At 59.3% G+C, this 16372-nt stretch carries 21 protein-coding genes; 4 read left to right on the top strand and 17 right to left on the bottom strand.

The window, feature by feature from the left end; translation table 11 throughout:
- Positions 1 to 48: 48 nt before the first annotated feature.
- The 17 genes from LB559_RS13445 to LB559_RS13525 form a co-directional block, all read right to left on the bottom strand.
- Positions 49 to 324: a hypothetical protein gene (locus LB559_RS13445; RefSeq protein ID WP_224674239.1), complete on the bottom strand. Its 276-nt coding sequence runs from the start codon at positions 322 to 324 to the stop codon at positions 49 to 51.
- 14 nt (positions 325 to 338) lie between these two features.
- Entirely contained in the window at positions 339 to 1181 is an 843-nt protein-coding gene (locus LB559_RS13450; RefSeq protein WP_224674240.1) for a phage capsid protein, read from the bottom strand.
- Between the two features lie 182 nt (positions 1182 to 1363).
- Positions 1364 to 2353 (bottom strand): hypothetical protein, encoded by a 990-nt coding sequence (locus LB559_RS13455; protein WP_224674241.1) that lies wholly within the window; start codon positions 2351 to 2353, stop codon positions 1364 to 1366.
- The gene (locus LB559_RS13460) at positions 2343 to 2654 is read right to left on the bottom strand and encodes a hypothetical protein (protein WP_224674242.1); all 312 of its coding nucleotides are present in this window, start codon (positions 2652 to 2654) and stop codon (positions 2343 to 2345) included. The genes LB559_RS13455 and LB559_RS13460 overlap by 11 nt, the downstream gene beginning before the upstream one ends.
- Positions 2651 to 4288, bottom strand: coding sequence for a portal protein (locus LB559_RS13465; RefSeq protein ID WP_224674243.1), 1638 nt, complete (start codon positions 4286 to 4288; stop codon positions 2651 to 2653). The genes LB559_RS13460 and LB559_RS13465 overlap by 4 nt, the downstream gene beginning before the upstream one ends.
- The gene (locus LB559_RS13470) at positions 4285 to 4515 is read right to left on the bottom strand and encodes a hypothetical protein (protein ID WP_224674244.1); all 231 of its coding nucleotides are present in this window, start codon (positions 4513 to 4515) and stop codon (positions 4285 to 4287) included. Before LB559_RS13470 ends, LB559_RS13465 begins: the two co-directional genes overlap by 4 nt.
- Positions 4516 to 4563: 48 nt before the next feature.
- Positions 4564 to 4749: a hypothetical protein gene (locus tag LB559_RS13475; RefSeq protein ID WP_224674245.1), complete on the bottom strand. Its 186-nt coding sequence runs from the start codon at positions 4747 to 4749 to the stop codon at positions 4564 to 4566.
- Between the two features lie 20 nt (positions 4750 to 4769).
- Positions 4770 to 5000, bottom strand: coding sequence for a hypothetical protein (locus tag LB559_RS13480; protein WP_224674246.1), 231 nt, complete (start codon positions 4998 to 5000; stop codon positions 4770 to 4772).
- Positions 4997 to 6562 (bottom strand): terminase, encoded by a 1566-nt coding sequence (locus LB559_RS13485; RefSeq protein ID WP_224674247.1) that lies wholly within the window; start codon positions 6560 to 6562, stop codon positions 4997 to 4999. Before LB559_RS13485 ends, LB559_RS13480 begins: the two co-directional genes overlap by 4 nt.
- Positions 6559 to 7011, bottom strand: a complete 453-nt coding sequence (locus LB559_RS13490; protein WP_224674248.1) for a terminase small subunit — start codon at positions 7009 to 7011, stop codon at positions 6559 to 6561. The genes LB559_RS13485 and LB559_RS13490 overlap by 4 nt, the downstream gene beginning before the upstream one ends.
- Positions 7012 to 7235: 224 nt before the next feature.
- Entirely contained in the window at positions 7236 to 7769 is a 534-nt protein-coding gene (locus LB559_RS13495; protein WP_224674249.1) for a transcription termination/antitermination protein NusG, read from the bottom strand.
- Entirely contained in the window at positions 7766 to 8188 is a 423-nt protein-coding gene (locus tag LB559_RS13500) for a hypothetical protein (RefSeq protein WP_224674250.1), read from the bottom strand. The genes LB559_RS13495 and LB559_RS13500 overlap by 4 nt, the downstream gene beginning before the upstream one ends.
- Positions 8185 to 8676 carry a hypothetical protein gene (locus LB559_RS13505; RefSeq protein WP_224674251.1) on the bottom strand — a complete coding sequence of 164 codons (492 nt, stop codon included), beginning with the start codon at positions 8674 to 8676 and terminating at the stop codon, positions 8185 to 8187. The genes LB559_RS13500 and LB559_RS13505 overlap by 4 nt, the downstream gene beginning before the upstream one ends.
- Positions 8677 to 8820: 144 nt before the next feature.
- Positions 8821 to 9885 (bottom strand): bifunctional DNA primase/polymerase, encoded by a 1065-nt coding sequence (locus tag LB559_RS13510; protein WP_224674252.1) that lies wholly within the window; start codon positions 9883 to 9885, stop codon positions 8821 to 8823.
- Between the two features lie 3 nt (positions 9886 to 9888).
- On the bottom strand, positions 9889 to 10071 hold the full coding sequence (locus LB559_RS13515; RefSeq protein ID WP_224674253.1) for a hypothetical protein: 183 nt from the start codon (positions 10069 to 10071) through the stop codon (positions 9889 to 9891).
- Positions 10068 to 10415, bottom strand: coding sequence for a hypothetical protein (locus LB559_RS13520; protein ID WP_224674254.1), 348 nt, complete (start codon positions 10413 to 10415; stop codon positions 10068 to 10070). The genes LB559_RS13515 and LB559_RS13520 overlap by 4 nt, the downstream gene beginning before the upstream one ends.
- Before the next feature lie 636 nt (positions 10416 to 11051).
- The gene (locus LB559_RS13525) at positions 11052 to 12287 is read right to left on the bottom strand and encodes a tyrosine-type recombinase/integrase (protein WP_224674255.1); all 1236 of its coding nucleotides are present in this window, start codon (positions 12285 to 12287) and stop codon (positions 11052 to 11054) included.
- Between the two features lie 237 nt (positions 12288 to 12524).
- Here LB559_RS13525 and LB559_RS13530 point away from each other — a divergent pair, with 237 nt between their 5' ends.
- From LB559_RS13530 to LB559_RS13550, 4 genes are all read left to right on the top strand, one after another.
- Positions 12525 to 13178, top strand: a complete 654-nt coding sequence (locus tag LB559_RS13530) for a hypothetical protein (protein WP_224674256.1) — start codon at positions 12525 to 12527, stop codon at positions 13176 to 13178.
- A 121-nt stretch (positions 13179 to 13299) separates the two neighbouring features.
- Positions 13300 to 13593: a hypothetical protein gene (locus LB559_RS13535; RefSeq protein WP_224674257.1), complete on the top strand. Its 294-nt coding sequence runs from the start codon at positions 13300 to 13302 to the stop codon at positions 13591 to 13593.
- A 233-nt stretch (positions 13594 to 13826) separates the two neighbouring features.
- Positions 13827 to 14381: a hypothetical protein gene (locus LB559_RS13540; protein ID WP_224674258.1), complete on the top strand. Its 555-nt coding sequence runs from the start codon at positions 13827 to 13829 to the stop codon at positions 14379 to 14381.
- Positions 14382 to 15898: 1517 nt separating this feature from the next.
- Positions 15899 to 16081, top strand: coding sequence for a hypothetical protein (locus LB559_RS13550; protein ID WP_224674259.1), 183 nt, complete (start codon positions 15899 to 15901; stop codon positions 16079 to 16081).
- Positions 16082 to 16372 lie beyond the last annotated feature (291 nt).

Below are 16372 nucleotides of genomic sequence, written 5' to 3' on the forward strand. Positions count from 1 at the left end.
GAGGGGAAAGAGGAAGGGCGGGAGCCGAAGCGTCCCGCCCGTATTGCCTCAGTCGGTGTCGGTGGTGCCGACAGCCAGGCCGTCAGTCAGATCGACGCCCGAGGACGAAGCCGAGTTGACCGTGTGCATGGTGGTGGCGTTCGAGCTATCCGTGTCGGTGACGAAGATGATGTCATTCGCACGCATGCCGAGCTGCCAGCCGTTCGTGAAGTAGCCCGAGACGCGGACCAACGTGGCCGCGTCGACGGATTCGTACTTCCAGAGACGGAAGCCAGCGATGCCCTGAGCGATCAGGACCGGAGGGTTGGTAGTTGCGTAAGCCATGGTTTCAGCCCTCCTTAGACGCCGACGATGGCAGAGCCATCATGGTTCATGACAACAACGCCGCTGTTTTGCAGCAGCTTGGAGCCCATGAAGGCGGAGCAACGAGCCCAGGAATAAGCCTGCTCTTCGTCGTAGCCGACAAGGGATTCAAGGTTCTCGACATCGGCAGCGTGGCCGATGGACGAGCGGTGGTAGAGGAAGCACTTTTCAGCGTTCGTACCGACGCCCGGAACGTTCGGGTGCACCAGCCAGTTGACGCCGGCCCAACGCATGACGCGCTTGATCGGACCGCCGGCCAACGGCTGCACGTCGACGTAATCCTTCGACGTGAAGGTTGCGTCGCGCATGAAGTACGTCAGCATTGCCGGGCTGATGAGGCCCCACATGTTGTCGATTTCCTGGATTGGCACGGATGCCAGGCCGAGGATGCCGATTGCCTTGGTGACGAGCGCCAGGGAACCGGTGACAGCGGCGCCAGTGTCGACGGTGCCGTTTGCCAGCTCAGTGATGATGTCCGAATCGACCTTGCGGTTCATCACCTTGAGGGTCGTATCCTGCATGACCTTCTTCTGATTGCCCTGCGAGGCAAAGATGTTGAAGCTGGTCTTGCGGGCCAGGTCATGCCACTCGACCAGAGTAGCGGTGAACTGGTTGAGGTTGTCGCCGCGAGCGGTGATCAGACCGTTCACGCCGCGCGTGCGAGCTTCGGCGGCGCCGGAATCGGCAACGAGGAAAATCGCTTCGTTGCCCTGCCGCACGAACTCAGTCGTGACAGACATGCGCAGCGGGCTTTCACCGGCTTCAAAACCGGCGATGGTTTCTTGTCGGTACTGTTTCTGGAATGCCGTGTCGGCCATGGTCCAGATTCCTTCTATTGAGGGATCGGGAGCCGTAGGCAGGTTGTCCGCAGGCCAGTGTCGCGGGTTGTCCAGGGTAACTGGAGCCGCTAAACCGCCCTTCGGCGCTGATTACGTGCTGGTTTGGGTAGAGCCGCTGTTGACGGAGCCGCGTGGCGGGTTGGCCGTCTTCGAGCGGGATATCAGGCCTTGATCTTGTCGCGGGCCGTGATCAGTTGGCGATAGCGCTCTTGCGCCTTCGTGTCTTTGTGCCAGGCGTTGCGGTCATCTCGCATCCGCTTTTCCATCGTGGCAATCTCTGCATGCAGGCTTTCGGCCGACGAGCCGCCAGCGGGAACAACCGTTGCGAGCGGGTTTTCGGCGACCGCCTTATGCGCGAAGAATTTCAAAACGTCAGGGTGATTGCCCACCTTGGTCCCGTCTGCCATGCGACCACCCATGAGGTTGTCAAACAGCTCGGGGTTGACGGTCTCGAAATAGGGCCGCATCGCAGCGAAATTGCCGGCCATGTCGCCGCCCCACTCAGATTTCAAAGTGGCTTCCGCCTGCTTCTTGAACTCGGCATCCTTGGTTGCCTGCTGGAACTGCTGTTCCTCCTGCAAGGCGTAATATTCATCCACCATTTCGGCCATGTCGGTCGGGGCAATGCCCTTCTTGATGGCGCGTTCGGCGAAGGCCGCGACGACCGGCTTGTCATCGTCGCCGATCACCCGCTTGTCAGGCAGGACAATGGCCTTGACGAAGTCATCGACCCCTTCGGGAATGTTGTTCTGCTTGCGGTAGGCCGACCACTCTTCAGCCGTGGCCTTTTCGCCGGGCTTGCCCTTCGGCTTCAGCCCTTCGGAAATCTTGCGCTGGGCTTCCTCTTGCGCGATGAGCAGCGCTTCAGGAGAGGCGAACCGTCCGAGGCGTTCCAGGCGCTTTGCATCACCCTTTGCCAGCTTATCGCGCCAGTCCTTGCCCCAAGGGCCTTCTTCATCGGCAGGCGGTTCCTTGACCGGCTCAGCCGCCCCCGCCACTGGCGCCGCCGCAGCGGGCGCAGGGACCGCGACAGGAGCGGGTTTCGCCGGTTCGGTCGTCACAGGAGCGGCGGCAGCCGTTGCCGCTTCAGCAGCACCCGGAGCGGGGTTTTCGGCCGAGGCCGCGCCCGCTGCTAGAGTGTCATCCGACATCAGTTGTTCCTTTCGGTTTCGTCAGCAAATGGATTGGCGTGTTGACCAGTTTCAGGATCTGGTTTCCGACGTTGCGCCGGCCGGTCAGGTGGTGACCCACGTCTGGTTGCCCAGGCACGAACATTTCGTCGTAGGTCATCGCCGCTTTGTGGACGATCCAGGCCAGAGCCCGCTTTTGCTGGCCTTCTGACGCATTGCCCGCAGCAACCGCCTTGATCGCTTGGACATCGAGGTCGTCATATGCGGCCGGTGCCATGGGACCGGCGCGCGGGGCGTTATTGCGTGGCGTGTGCTGCGTCATGCGGCCTGCTGTAGAGCCTTGACCATCGGAGCGGCCTTGCCGGCAGCTTCAGCAGCACCGCCCACGGTCTGGGCTGCTGTCTGTTCCTGTGCAGCAGCCGCCATCTGTTCAGCCGCAGCGGCAAGCTTCTTGTCGTCGTTGAGCCATTCTTCCGGCCAGCCTGTACGGCGTAGGAGGTCTTTGGCAATCGCCATAGCGTTCGGCAGCTTGGCAACCATCGGATCGAGTGCAGCGGCTTCCTTGACCACGCCCAGGCCTTCGATGAGCTTCTGTTGCATGCCCTCGTCTTCCAGATCCTTGATAGGCGACTTGAAGGAGAACTCGACACCAGAGCCTTTGAGCGAATCCGGAATTTCATTGGCAGGGAAAGCGCCGAGCGAGCGCATCACCTTGAACGTCTCGGAGCAAAGCGGTTCGGAATATTCGACTTCGACCGGCTCAAACATCGGAATGTGAGCCCGCATCTGCTGTTCGACCACCTTGCGGATTTGGTAGGCGGTCATGCCGGACGTGTCGGGGATCTGCACCTTGTCGGTCATGAAGCCCATGCGGATTGTCTGGTCGAGACGGTCCGACATGTTTTGACCCGCAGGCAGGCCCGAGAAGTCCAGCGCCAGAGGCCGCAGCGCCTCGCCCAAGCGCTCATCATATTCTTTGTCCAGCCAGGTAATGCCGCCGGCACCGAGGCCGATATCCGAGCGGATGACATCCATGGCGGCAATCATCGGCGGGTCGATCGCCTTTTCACCCGCTTCAAGCAGGATGCGTTCGATTGCCTGTTGCGTCCGGCTGTCAGGCAAGATGATGGAGGTGAACACCGAGCGGGCATATTGCGAGCCAGAGACGGTCGGACCGCGAGGCACGATATAGCCCCGGAAGGTGCGGCCGATGTTTTCGAGGACTTCGCCTTCGCAGTCGGGCAGCACCCACAGCGAAATGAACTCCTGATCAGCCCGAACCGAGATGCCGGTGTCATAGGACGCGGCCGGCACCACCACATGACGGGCAGAGATTTTCTTGTATGGATCTTTCTCAGCATCACGCGTCAGCGCTTCTGGCACCTTGCCGGGAAATAGCTGCATGAGCTGGGTAATCGTCGGCTTGCAATTGCGGTGCACGTCCGACACCGACCCGGCATAGTCTTCCGACCAAGCGCAGTCGCGCAGATGCCAATTGCGATAGAAGACGTTGCGCCGGTCAGAGGTCGCCGCGCACTCGATTACCGCCTGTCCGAAAGTCAGGTGATCATGGTCGCCAGCTTCCGTTGCCCGAGTGAAGCCGGCGCCGTTGCGGTACATGACCGCCCGCTGCATCGTCGTGGCATATTCCAGCCAGGCGCGGGCATCCGGCACCTTGTTGCGGGCGTCATCGAGAGACTTCACTTCGAAGAAGTCGGACGGTCGCAGCATCGTGCGGTATAGGTCCGCCATGTCGCGGCGGTAGATAGAGGCGCGAGACGAGAACGAGCCGGCCGCATAGTCGGAGCCAATGTTGAGCGGCGACGTGAAGTCCGCCCGGTCATAATAGAAATGCTCCGCCAACTCCTGCCAGTGCGACAGCAGCGGTGTCTTTTCGCTGAAAAGCCGGTTGCCGTTGTCGACAATCGTTTGGACGGCAGCGCTTGTTGCGGTCACTGTGGAACCCCTGGGATGATGAGCCCGCTGGCGGCGCCGGCCATAACGTCCATTCCGTGGTCGACGTTGGCCCGGACCACGGCGCGCATCTTCTTGCGGTTCGCGTGGCTCTTGCACCCGCTGACAATCGCAGCGCCGGCACAGAAACCGAGGATGCCGACGATTTCGTCAATCATCATTGGCGACTGGCGCGTATGGGCGGCAACAGCATCGCCAATGGCCTGCATGAGCTTGTGGTGGCTATCGGAAGCGGATGCAGTGACTATCGCCATAGATCAGGCGCCCAGCTTGCCGACAGAGCCGGTGAGATTGTCGGACATGATGGTCGAATCCCGACCGCCGCGAGCCCGCATTTCGGCCATTTGCTTGCGCTTCTCTGCCAGGATTGCTGGGTCTTGAGCATCAGGCATACGGGTCGCTTCTTCGACTTTCGGGGCTTTGGGCTTGAACAGGCTTGCCATGGGTCTTGGTCCTTTGTGCCTCAATTGTTCAGTTCATAGGCAAGGCCGGACGCATCGAGAGCGCGACCATTCAGCCCGTACAGCAGAGAGACAACACCGTTGCCGCGTTCTGCTCGCAGCAGGCCGAAGCGCGCTTCCCCGAACGCCTTTGCCGCCGCATCGAGCGAGGCTTTCGCCTGCTTTTCCGTGATGACGCCGCGAGGCGCATCCTTCTTCGGCTTCGGAACGTTGATGCTGTCTTCGAATGTCATCGCCTGCCTACCTTCTGTTGCGCATAGCCGACCTTGACTTGCGGCAGTCGGCCGCCGAGAGCCGCTTCATGCATCTTGCGGATTGCCTGCTTCTCGCCTTCCGCCCAGCACATGATTGTTGCGTCGCCGTCGTCAGGCGATCGACCAATGCGCTTGCGGATTTCTTCCTTGCTTTCGATTTGAATGTTGCCGGCGCCCACAGGCTTCCACCGATAGGACACCAGATCAGCAACCAGCATCGGGTCAGGAGGAAGCGCCAGAGGCGAGCCGCCTTCCTGTCCTGGGTCTAGAGCCTCACGGAACCGCCAGATTGCTTCAGCGCGCTTGTTGAGGAAGCCCAAGGCCTTGTCCTGGGTGCGCGCCGTCGACCCGTGCGAGGCATTGAAGCCAGCGACCGAGACGCCATTGTCGGTCAGGAATCGCTTGGCATCGCCACCATAGCCGCCGCCCAGGTCGATGATGACCACAGCGCCATCGCGCCGGATCTTGAACACTTCCGCCCCGATGCTAGGCCCGTCTGGCGTATCCTTGCCGGGCTTGCGGATCAGATCAGCGAACCATGTGCCGTATCGCGAAGCGAAGGACGACTTGTCCGGCCCGCCTTGCGCCACATCGACGGCGACCGCCGTCATCTTGAGGCCCCGGAACCCGTCAGGCTTCCAGCGCCCTTGCGCCTGCCTTATCCAGTCCGAGGGAATGACTTGCCACCGGTCATCTTGCGCCCCGACATCGAAGCGCCCTTCCCGCAGCATCGTGCGCAACGGTTCCGGCATTGCCTCGATGGTCGCCGCATAGCCGGTTTCGGCAAGGTCCGGATTGTCTTCCAGCACTGAGGCCACGAAGGTTCGCGACCGTGGCCGCTCCCCCTTAGGACCGACATAGTCTTGGTCGACTTCCGTGTCTTCGCCGTCGATGGTCGTGTACCAGCGCAGTTCGCCCGGCTTGGCAGGGTTCGAATGCGTCGGATCGAGCCAAGGTCCCCAACGACGGATAACCCATTGCCCTTCAGCAGTTGACGGCGGGTTGCCGGTGGCGAGCGTGCGGCAGCGTTGCTTTGGATTGGCCGAGCGGTTCCATCCGATGATGTAGGTATATTGCGTCTCGGTGAACTGCGTTATCTCATCGAACGCCTTCAGGTCATGCGGTATGCCCTGGTAATCTTCCTTGTTCCCCTCATGCTCGCAATGGCCGAGGTCGATGACGCCGCGCGCATGGCGCCAGGTGCCGGATTGTTCGCTGAAGCCGTCCCGCGAGCCCAACAGGTCTTGCAGCTCACGTTTCACGCCCTTCAGGTTCTTGCCGATCCGGCGAAGGATCAGGGAATATTGATGCTCATTCAGCGCCAAGAGGCATATCAGGAACGTCTTGCCGCCGCCGGCCGAGCCCCCATAGAAGGTTTCGTCCGCATCGCTGAAATAGGCCACGGTCTGAGGCCCAGGGTTCGGCAGCGCGACCTTCTCACCGGACAGCGCCTTCGCCTGGTCGACCATGGCTTTCTGCTCTTCAGCAGGGAGCGCCTGGTAAGCCCGCAATATGTCGTCAAGCGTCTGCCCGACTGTCACTTGCTGGCCTGTTGCCCCTTGGCGAGCGCGAAGGCTATGAGCCGGGCCAAGTCGCGCGCGCCGCCAGCTTCCGGCACCAGGTCCTTACCATCCTTGCCGGTCACTTCCGCCTTCTCGACCAGCAGGCCATGCAGTTTGGCCTTGCCCATGGTGGCAGAGACAGCAGCCGAGGCGCCCTTCTCATCCTTCATGGCGTGGACGCGGGCCAATTCGAGCTCTTCAGTGAGCGAGCCGACCGAGACCATGGCCATATCGCGGGCGAGAGCCTGAAGCTCCTTGACCCTTGATTGAACCTTGACGTCCCCCAGGCACCGAGACGCAGCCGACCAGATGCTTTCGGGCTTGGTGTCGGTCCCTACATCATGGGTGCGCCGGTAGGCTTCTGAGGCGTTGCCGGTCTCGACAAACGACACCGCGAACGCTTCCTGTTTTGCGGTCAGATCAGGCAAGAGGGTCTTGCTCCTTCACGGCCTGTAGCGTGTTCGTATCTTGTTTTTCTACAAGATGCGGGTTGTCCGAAAGGACGACGACACAGTTTGATGCAGGTACGGCTTTCCCGCCGCGCGAGGGGCGATCCTCACACCGTTCCGGCGATAGCTCAGAGGCCTCGCACAGACGAACGTATTCGCCCAAACCAGAAGAGCGGGACAAATGTCCCAAATCGAAGCGCAATCTAGCCTGTTCGTCCCAAAATTTCAATAGGTGCCTTGGTCTTCACCTCACGCCCCAAGATATTGAGCATCATGGTTATGTCTTTTTCGCCGACGCCATGGACCGCGCCCTTGAGGCCGACCAGCGCGCCCTCTGTCACCTTGACAGTTTCACCGACCGCGACGTTGTGGCCGTGCACTCGCAGCTCATCGAAGTCGCCAGCGTCTTGTGCGCGGCGAATGGTCTGGACGGTCGTGTCGTCAATCATCACCGGATCGCCCGCCCCGCCTTCCAGTTGGGAGCGCAGAACCTTTTCGACCGCGCCACAATTCAAGACGCGGTGCCAATGCTCGGAGTTGAGAACGAACACGTAGCCGGTCATCAGCGGGAAATAGCGCGTGATCCACCGGTTTTGCCGATGGTGGCGATACTCTTTCCTGAATTGCGGCAGATAGACGGCCTGCCCGAGCGCCAGGATTTCCTCGCCGGCCTTCAAATCCTGCCCCGGCCGCGCTTTCGCGATGAACCAGCGCAGCGGTTGCACATGCTTATTCATGCTTTCCCTTTCAGATATTCGGCAGGGTCAACCTGCCTCACTGGCGATGCCGCCCCGAAGGTGCCGAGCTGCCATTCCCGATATACGCGTCTGCCTTGCGGGTCGAACTTCCCCGAGGCACCCTTCCTTAGCCAGCCCGGCGCCTTGGCCGCATTGACCTTCAAGCGATGCTCAGCCTTGCGCTGCTTTTTCGCTTCGCGCTTTGCCTTGCGGCTGGCCTTCGCTTGCCGTGCCGGCGCCGGGCCGCTCGACAGGATCTTGGTGGATATCCAGTCTGCGCGTTTCTCAGCCGGCGATATCGGTGAGCCTTCCAGCCGATCGACCGCGCGCCAGGCTTCCGCATTGGTTGGGAATGGCCCTGCCAGCGTTTCGCCGCCGTCGACCACGACGAAACCGCCGCTGCCCTCAATGACCGTCATGGGCGTATATCCATCACGTCATAGAGCATATCGAAGCGAGCGCTTTTCGGTCGCTCCTTGAACGTGGTCGGATTGGCTTCAAGGCGCCGCTCCCGTTCAAGCCGGTCAAGTTTCTCGCCTTCCGTTTCGAAGCGCCGGACAGGCACGCCCTTCGCGCGGATCGCCGATAGGACAATCCTTAGCTGCTCATCATTCAGCTCAGCCTTGAAGGTCTGGCGCCGCCCGTTCTCCAGAAGATCGACCTGCCACCCCCAACCGGCTTGGTAATATTCGATGATGTGGTTCGGCCGGCGATATCGGAACCGCTCAGTTCGGCCAGTGGTTGCCAGTCGCTCGCTGTTCGAACGCCCGAGCAGCCTTTGCGCCATTCGCAATTCTTGAGCATCCAGGCCGGTGAGCGCCGACGCCGGCTTCCAGCCCGCCAGCAACTTTTCGGCCATGCGCTCCAATTGCTCTTCGGTCAGGTCATCATGGGCATTGTCAACCATCAGTGATGCTCCTCACGCCCTCTCAAGTCGGTTTTCGCGCCGTTTTTGAAAAAGCCCCTGTCGGTAGGGTAGATGGGAGGAAGAGGGAGCAGAGCAGAGAGAGGGTGTAGGTTAGTATTGGAGAGCATTTCTGTACCCCTTTCTTCACAGCGGGAAACGGTAGACGGGCGGGTCATTTCTTCCGCGTCCGCCGGGGTGAATGCACTCGATCAGCGACCGAGCCAGGAGCAAATCTCGGGCCGCCAAGAACTTTCGTACGTCCCACTTCATGCTGTCAGCCATGGCCCGGGCCAGAAAGAAGCTTTCGCTGCCGGCATGGTGCCTACGGAGGATGCCCAGCAGCGCGAAGGCGTCAGGCGCGCTGGCAGCCAACTCGTCCACGATATCGACGTCCAGAACCAGGCGCGGGCCGAGACCGAACAGGTTTTTGCCCTTGCACTCGTAATCCCAGGCCGAGGCGACAATCTTCAACACTTCGTCGGCGGGGAGTGGCGTGTAGAATTCGGAGCTGTTGTAGTCCACGGCTACCTCCATAAGACCTTTGAAGTTCGGGCAGCTTCTCGCCGCCTTCATGCAGTGCCGCCAAAGCGTGTCATTGCGCTTGATGTCTTGCGGCTCAGGGTCAAACGCGTTTGACTTTTCAGCCAAACCCCTGCCCTGTGACCTGTCTCCCATGGGAGACATTTGTGCCGCACGCGGCACAATCAGCTTCGGCGAAATGTCCAACGCGTTTGACACCCCGGCCTTCATCGTGGGCAGGGTTTCGAGGTCATCCAACGTGCCTTGGATGATGGTGTACTGCCCCTTGGCGCCACGAGATGGAGGGGCGACCACAAACCCATCGCCCAATATGTCGATAGGTTTTTCCGGGTCAGGACGAACCCGGCGGGTCTCGTTGGTGCGGCGGTACCAAGCTTGATGATTGCCGGAACCGCTACGAACGATGAAAGGTGTTTGGCCGTGGCGAGAGAGCGCGTCGGCAAGGACGCGTTCATCCGGGGTGTCCACGTCCAACACAGTGATCCGGTTTCGCCGGCAAGCGATTCCGATAGCGTCGTTGTCAGGGAACCGCATCGCCAGTTGCTCGCTGGCGTTCAGCCCTACTCGAAGGTACCCCTTCACTGCCGGAACCTTGCTGTCGGTTACCGGGAAAGTCGCTACGTTGTGCTCAGCGTAGCGAGGTTGCCATTCCGCGAAGACTCCGCTCATGGCCTAGTGCGCCCGCGCCCGGATCAGCGCCGCTTGCCGGCAGGCCTCGACCGCGTCTTTGAGCGGCAGGGAGAACCGTTCCTGAAGTTGCGGGATAATCGCCTTTTTCCGGTCCGCCGACCCAGTGGCCAGCCACGAGGCGGCGAGGTCGACAGGGCTTTGAGTATTGCCGGGGCCGGCGCTCACGCAGCGGCCGCCATGTCTTCAAGGATCGTGACTTCGGTTTCGAGCCGGTACAATGCATGCGTGCCCGGAAACTGGCCGCCGTGGCTTTCATGCTGTGTCGAGACGGTGAAGCCGTCCTTGCGCAAGAGAAAAATATAATGAGCGACACGAACCCCGGTAGGGAGATCCAGCGGCGAGACGCCACGCTTTCCGGCTTCCACCAATTTGCGCATCATCCAGGCTGCGCGACCATCAAGGCGCTTTATCCGGCCATCGGGCTCTATGCGCACCGTGACTGTGGACTTCTTCGACGGCGATACCGGATTTGATTTTGCCTGGGCAGGATGCCCTGCTATGTCATTCATGGTCTGGTTCCATTCGTAATCTTGAAGGGGTTGTGAAAAACTATCGGGACTGGATCGGCATGAGCGGCTTAGGTTTGGCGACCGCCGCTCATGCTTCCCCTGATGCCGAGGGTTCGGTGTTTCCTTTCGGCAGACCGCCGAGCCACGCATCAGCGTCAACTTTGCGGATCAGCGTCTTCCGGCCCGCCTTCCGATATTCGAGCCTCCCAGCCTTCATTTCGTCATAGGCCAAGTTCCGCCTGATGCCGTAGGCGTCGCAAAAAGATGCAACCGTGTAAGCTACTGGATTTGTACTCAATTTCAGGTTCCTTTCGTTGCTTGAGGTACTAAACAAATCACTACAAATCTTAGCATTTTTCGGGACTCGCGTCGAACCCAGGATGCGTTTTCCCTGTGGTTTTTGTTCCCTTTTGGTTCTGCTGTATGGGTACGGCAATGCGCCGGGCCCAAAAACCTTCAGTTGCCCTCCCAGGCTATGCACGGAAAAACAGAGGGTTTAGCGCAGCGCCAGCCAGCACTGTGTCGCGGCCGGCTCAGAATCAAGCCGCGAATATCCCACCACCGGGCCCCTCAAGACCGCAATATCGGCTTCTGCGATTCGCCCGTCAAGACTCCAGACACGTCAGGAAACAAGTATTAACGGTTTCCCCCAACAAGCCGAAGGTTACCCACTTTGGCTCTTGACGCTGGCGAATCGAGATAGTTGGCCCAAGCGGCCATTAACTTGCGTCTCTTCTCCAAAGCATCAGACCGGCGGTAAGCATTTTCAACCGCATCACCAACCTTGTGGGCAAGCGCTGCTTCGGCGACCTCGCGCGGGAAACTGGTCTCATCCCCGGCCCAATCGCGGAAGGCAGATCGGAACCCGTGCGGCGTGAAATGTCCGACGTCCATGCGCCGCATCTGCATAGTCATCGCCATCACCGATAGCGGCATATCAACCGGCCGCTTGCTCTCCCCTGGGAAGACATAGTCGGATACGCGCGCATCGTAGAGCGGCATCAGGATAGCCAGGGCGGCATCAGTCAGCGGCACCCTATGAAGGACGCCGGCCTTCATGCGATCAGCCGGCACAGTCCAGACCTTTTCGTCCAGATCGAATTCGGGCCACTTGGCGCCCAGCACTTCGCCCGAGCGCGCAGCCGTCAGGATGAGAAAGTCCATCGCCTTCGCCGACATAGCCTCGGACGCCCGCAGGCGCTTCACAAACGCCGGCACGTCCGCGTATGGCATAGCGGCATGGTGCCCGCGTGACAGCTTCTTGCCCTTAGCCAGGAGGTGTTGCAGGTGACCGCGCCACAAGGCTGGATTTTCTCCCGATCGATGCCCACCGGCCTTGGCGGCGTCCAGTACGCGTTCAATCCGGCCGCGCAGACGCTGTGCCGTTTCCGGCTTCTCAAACCAGATCGGCTTCAGGATCTCCAGAATGTCGGCCGTGTCCACCTCGTCCACCGGCTTCTTGCGGATCGATTTGCAGTAGGCATCGCCAAGGGTCATTTCCCACTGTGCCTTGTGCTTGGCGTTGCGCCAGCCCTTGCCGACAGCAGCAATCAGGTCTTCGGCGCACTTTGCGAATGTCGGTTTTTCGGTCTTGGCTTCCGTGTCGATCGGATCGAGGCCGCGCCGCAGACGGTCGCGGCAGTCGGTGGCTGCGATGCGCGCATCCTTCAGAGAGACGGAAGGGTAAGAACCGAGACCCACTTCCTTCCACTCACGGCCGGTGCCAGAGCCTTTGAAGTGGATGAAGGACCAAGACTTGGTGCCGCCTTTCCTCACGCGCAAGTAGAGCCCGCCGCCGTCGCTGTATCGGCCACCCTTCAGGTCTTTCTTTCGGATGGTCGTTTCGGCGAGCAGATTGAGCGAGCGTACCATTTTCCAGCAACTCCGTGCCTAACTTCGATGTGTGATGTTAGCGGATTGGAAGGGATTACGGCAAACAAAGAATGGTTAAAACTCAAGGGAATCAACGGGTTTCTGCTACATCAGCAAACGTTGAAGGACGGAGGTATAGAAGACACTTCCTCCGCCATATTGCCTTGATTTACTTGGATAATCTTCCGTTTTATTGATCTTACGTACAGAATTGCGCATCACGCGAAGAGTGCTCGAATGACCACCCTGAAGAATCGGCTGACTGCCATTCACGGGCAGGAACGCGAATTTATAAAAACGGCCAACCAGGATTTCACGCCCGGATCCATGTATCTTACCCACATGTTCCTGTTGGGGGCAGGCCAGCGCACTCTTTCTCAGTCGCGCGGGTTTCGGAAGATGATCGAGGGCAAGAACTTCCCATCAGCGACGATCCTCCTGCGAACTCAAATTGACACGGCCATGCGAATTCACGCCCTGCCCCTTATTCAAGACCGGGAAGACAGTATGGGACGCCTCATGGCCAATCAGGTGCAGTTCGACAGACTGACCACATTGGAAGATGGAAAGCAGGTGCGCCTAACAGACGCCTACCTTCGGAAGCATCTGTCGATGCAATACCCCTGGATCGACAAGCTTTACGCCGAAACGTCTGACTTCGTTCATTTGTCGTTCCGCCATCTTTGGACAGCCATAGCCCGCGTTGACGATAACACAAGGACGGCTCATTTCATGCTGTCGGCTAGGGATGCAAACCGGAACGAAGCGGAGTATTTCGAGGTCTGCGAGGCCTTTTTCGAGGTCTCAAAGATAATATACAAAATGCTTCGCCTGTCGTGGGGTCTGGCCCGCCCGCCGCCGCCCGAAGAAAGCCCCGCCACTGTGAGTTGAGGCAGCGGCTTCTACCTGCGCCTTGCTTTCGGTCTCGTTCCTGCGAGTATCGGCACGTCCGGGCGACACGCTAGCTGCTTGGCCATGTGCTAAATAATTCAGAGATCTTGGGGGGAGATCAATGTCGCGGGCTATCATCTCGACGGGTGCGCTGTTGGCGCTCAGCCTTTGGGCAGGCCCGACTTCGGCAGGCCAATCTTTCTCATGCTCGTTCGGTGAGCCGGCCTGCCTGGATTATGGCGCCGTCGTCTGCAACAGCAACGCTACCTGCGTTCGTAAGGACTCGGTCTGCTTCGATGCTTACACCTGCGATTACAAAGGATTTGTCTGCAAATCGAAGCTCGACGACGTGGTCGACACCTACGATGCAGAGGTCAGAAATACAACGATCTCGTCGACAAATTCAACTCCTTGAACTCGACTTATGAAGACGCGCGGACTGAGAAGGCATCGGCTTGTCCGACCTAGAGGATGCTCAAACCAAGGCCCGGCGTGTGTCCGACTGCGTCTCCAGCGCCAGCACCATTGAGAGCGCGAAGGCTTGCTTCTAAATTTCGTTTCGGACGAACTGTGAAACCATATTAATCCGGTCGGTTCCTGGGCTGTCGGCCGGCCCGTGTGACATTCCAGTGGCTTGGGGGATTATTAATGGGCGAAACCGGAGACTTGCTCAATCTTGCAGTCGCAGCAGTTGCGCTGATCGTCTCAGTGGTGGCCTTAGGTTTTTCCATCTTCTTTTGGTATCGTCAGTTTCGGCCGATCGTGACGGCAATGGTCGAGACGCACCACGGCGGGAACGATGCGATCGCATACGACCTTGTCATCCTAAACTCCGGATGGATCCCGGCAAAGAATATCAAGCTCCTCGTTAGCGATCAGACAGCGTTGCAGGCGGCGCTTGGCGCCGGGGCAAATGAAGAAAATAAGGCCCTGTGGTTGGCTTGTTTCGAACCTACGAGCGTGATCCGGCTCCTGCAAAATGGTGCGCGGACGTCATGCTCTTTTGGTCTAACCCATAGAGACCCGCGCCAAAGTTTTTGGATGCCACAGGCTGAGTTTCCCATTCAGATCGAGTACGATGGTTGGTTCGGAGAAACATATCAAAGAGACCTGCCAAACGTCTTGCAGATCGCAGATTCCGACAGCTTTACAGGCGGCATGTGGGGACCTGTAAAAACACTTGCCGTAAGCCGGCGAAGCTAAATGAAAGGCCCCACCACCTCTCGGCAGCGGGCCGCCGCCGTGGCGCCTGTGCAACAAAGGCCGTCGATCCGCGTTGAGGCTCGTCTCAGTGGAGCTTCGACAATGGACCCGGCAACCGCAGCCGTATTGCTTTTACTCTCTTGCAGCCCAGGCCAGGCTGCCGTCTGCAAGCCCATTGAAGCCGCGCCGACCACATATGCGTCGCTTGACGCGTGTCGGGCATCTCTGAAAGACAGGCTCGCAGGTGCGCCAAACGGTGAAATCGTCGGACGGTGCCATCCTGTCGACGAGACTGTCACCGGTTCACTGCCCGCCGGGTACACCACCGTTGTTGTCACGCGCGGTGTTGGGAGCAACGCCATCAGCAATAGCTACATCGTTCAACACCAAGAATAGAAAGGCCCGCCACCGTAAGGCAGCGGCCAAGCAGCATTGACGAAGTTTACGCCGCGTAGGCGGCCTTCACTTCCTCCCGGCTCATCGTGTGGTCCGGTGCCATGTCATAGCGGCGTAGGAGTTCAGCCAGCGAGATCGAGCCTGCCGGCACAAAGCTGCGTCAGCGGTGGGTCCAAATTCAAAGGCAAGCAAGCCAGCTAGAATTGTTCCGCCAGCAAGGAGTTTTTGCCCATAACGGCGTGTCGTCCGAGCGATGTCGCCTGCGGCGATACCGTGCGCGATTGTGCTATCCTAATAGTCCCGACGGTTGCCCGCGCCCCTCTCTCACCGGGAGAATGCGCCTCTTGCCGATCTGAGTCCAGATGGCGCTACCCAGCCGTAGACCCAAAAGAATGGCCGGTGCGGGTGATGCTTGGGTTGGGAAGCGTGGGCCGCACCGGCCATTGCGGGATAGCTCTTAGGGATCATCCCCCGCGCTGCCTAGGTTATAGGCATATTAGCGATTGCTCAATTTAGACTGAAGTCCCTACCGGAGCGGCTCGCGGGTCCTTTCAGCACAGGAAGGGACGTAGCTGTGCCGATTCACGACCAACACAACAGTCCTTTTAGCCAAGCGTTCCGATTAATCCGGATGTAGGACCATTGCGTTGGTTGGGGGGCTTTGGTCCCATCGTTGTTGAGGCCGAAGCCCATAAAGGGAACGTTTGAGCTGTGTTTGAGTGGCCGGCGCACCGAACCCACGTCAATCACTTACTCAACCGGACCAATGAAGATGATGAACCTTGAAGACGAGACGTCGCAAGCGCTCGTGGCCCGCCTGGCTGATCTCCAGGCAAAAATGCGGGCAGCACGTATAACTGAGGCGAAATGAAAACCTTCCAAAAGGTTGCAGCCGTTATGGAGGACGGTCGCGGCCAGATTGCTGGCGACGACTTGATCGCATCATCATTCCTCGTCGAACCTGATGTCATGAATGGATAGCTGCTTCGGGTCGCACCTGTCTTGAGCAAGCGACGAACCATTGGTCCGTTTCCGTACAAGCCTTTGTCATTGCAAAGTGCGACATCAGACGGTTTTAATTGACGTTGCCCATTGCTTTCTATGGAGGCTGTAATGGATAAGTGCTGCCCAATGGCAAGGTCTCACCTTGTATTGAAGTGGTCGAAGCCTGTGGCGAATGGTTCGTCCGCATGGTCGAGGAAGACCAGGAAGTTACCCGCTCATTCGAACTTGAATCTTTCGCGCTCGCATTCGCGGAAGGCCAGCGGATACGGCTGGGCCTTGCCGAGTTCAAGCGGCTGTAGGAAAAACAAGATGCCTCTCTCTGAGAGCCTACATTCGGTTGAGATGGAATTCCGATGCTCGGAGTGCGGATTGGGCTTCGTAAAGTCTGGGCGCTGGTTTAAGTCTGCCGCTCAACATCGTTGCTCCGGCTGCCATCACCTCACACACCTCACCTATCCGAAGAAATTGGCATTGTTCGACAAATACGCCAAGCTTCCGACGATGGGATCGGTGGCGAGGAACGATGAGGAGCGACCGTAGCTTCAATAACTTGTCCTCGGCAACCCTCATGCCCCTTCATCGGTAAGCGG

It is taken from the genome of Mesorhizobium sp. BR1-1-3, from assembly GCF_020165455.1.
GTDB lineage: Bacteria > Pseudomonadota > Alphaproteobacteria > Rhizobiales > Rhizobiaceae > Mesorhizobium > Mesorhizobium ciceri.

Coding starts and splice junctions, on each gene's coding strand:
- LB559_RS13480 (WP_224674246.1), bottom strand. CDS start 5,000: ATGACATTCGAAGACAGCATCAACGTTCCGAAGCCGAAGAAGGATGCG.
- LB559_RS13500 (WP_224674250.1), bottom strand. CDS start 8,188: ATGACGGTCATTGAGGGCAGCGGCGGTTTCGTCGTGGTCGACGGCGGC.
- LB559_RS13475 (WP_224674245.1), bottom strand. CDS start 4,749: ATGGCAAGCCTGTTCAAGCCCAAAGCCCCGAAAGTCGAAGAAGCGACC.
- LB559_RS13460 (WP_224674242.1), bottom strand. CDS start 2,654: ATGACGCAGCACACGCCACGCAATAACGCCCCGCGCGCCGGTCCCATG.
- LB559_RS13520 (WP_224674254.1), bottom strand. CDS start 10,415: ATGAATGACATAGCAGGGCATCCTGCCCAGGCAAAATCAAATCCGGTA.
- LB559_RS13530 (WP_224674256.1), top strand. CDS start 12,525: ATGACCACCCTGAAGAATCGGCTGACTGCCATTCACGGGCAGGAACGC.
- LB559_RS13525 (WP_224674255.1), bottom strand. CDS start 12,287: ATGGTACGCTCGCTCAATCTGCTCGCCGAAACGACCATCCGAAAGAAA.
- LB559_RS13495 (WP_224674249.1), bottom strand. CDS start 7,769: ATGAATAAGCATGTGCAACCGCTGCGCTGGTTCATCGCGAAAGCGCGG.
- LB559_RS13445 (WP_224674239.1), bottom strand. CDS start 324: ATGGCTTACGCAACTACCAACCCTCCGGTCCTGATCGCTCAGGGCATC.
- LB559_RS13450 (WP_224674240.1), bottom strand. CDS start 1,181: ATGGCCGACACGGCATTCCAGAAACAGTACCGACAAGAAACCATCGCC.
- LB559_RS13510 (WP_224674252.1), bottom strand. CDS start 9,885: ATGAGCGGAGTCTTCGCGGAATGGCAACCTCGCTACGCTGAGCACAAC.
- LB559_RS13470 (WP_224674244.1), bottom strand. CDS start 4,515: ATGCAGGCCATTGGCGATGCTGTTGCCGCCCATACGCGCCAGTCGCCA.
- LB559_RS13505 (WP_224674251.1), bottom strand. CDS start 8,676: ATGGTTGACAATGCCCATGATGACCTGACCGAAGAGCAATTGGAGCGC.
- LB559_RS13455 (WP_224674241.1), bottom strand. CDS start 2,353: ATGTCGGATGACACTCTAGCAGCGGGCGCGGCCTCGGCCGAAAACCCC.
- LB559_RS13540 (WP_224674258.1), top strand. CDS start 13,827: ATGGGCGAAACCGGAGACTTGCTCAATCTTGCAGTCGCAGCAGTTGCG.
- LB559_RS13535 (WP_224674257.1), top strand. CDS start 13,300: ATGTCGCGGGCTATCATCTCGACGGGTGCGCTGTTGGCGCTCAGCCTT.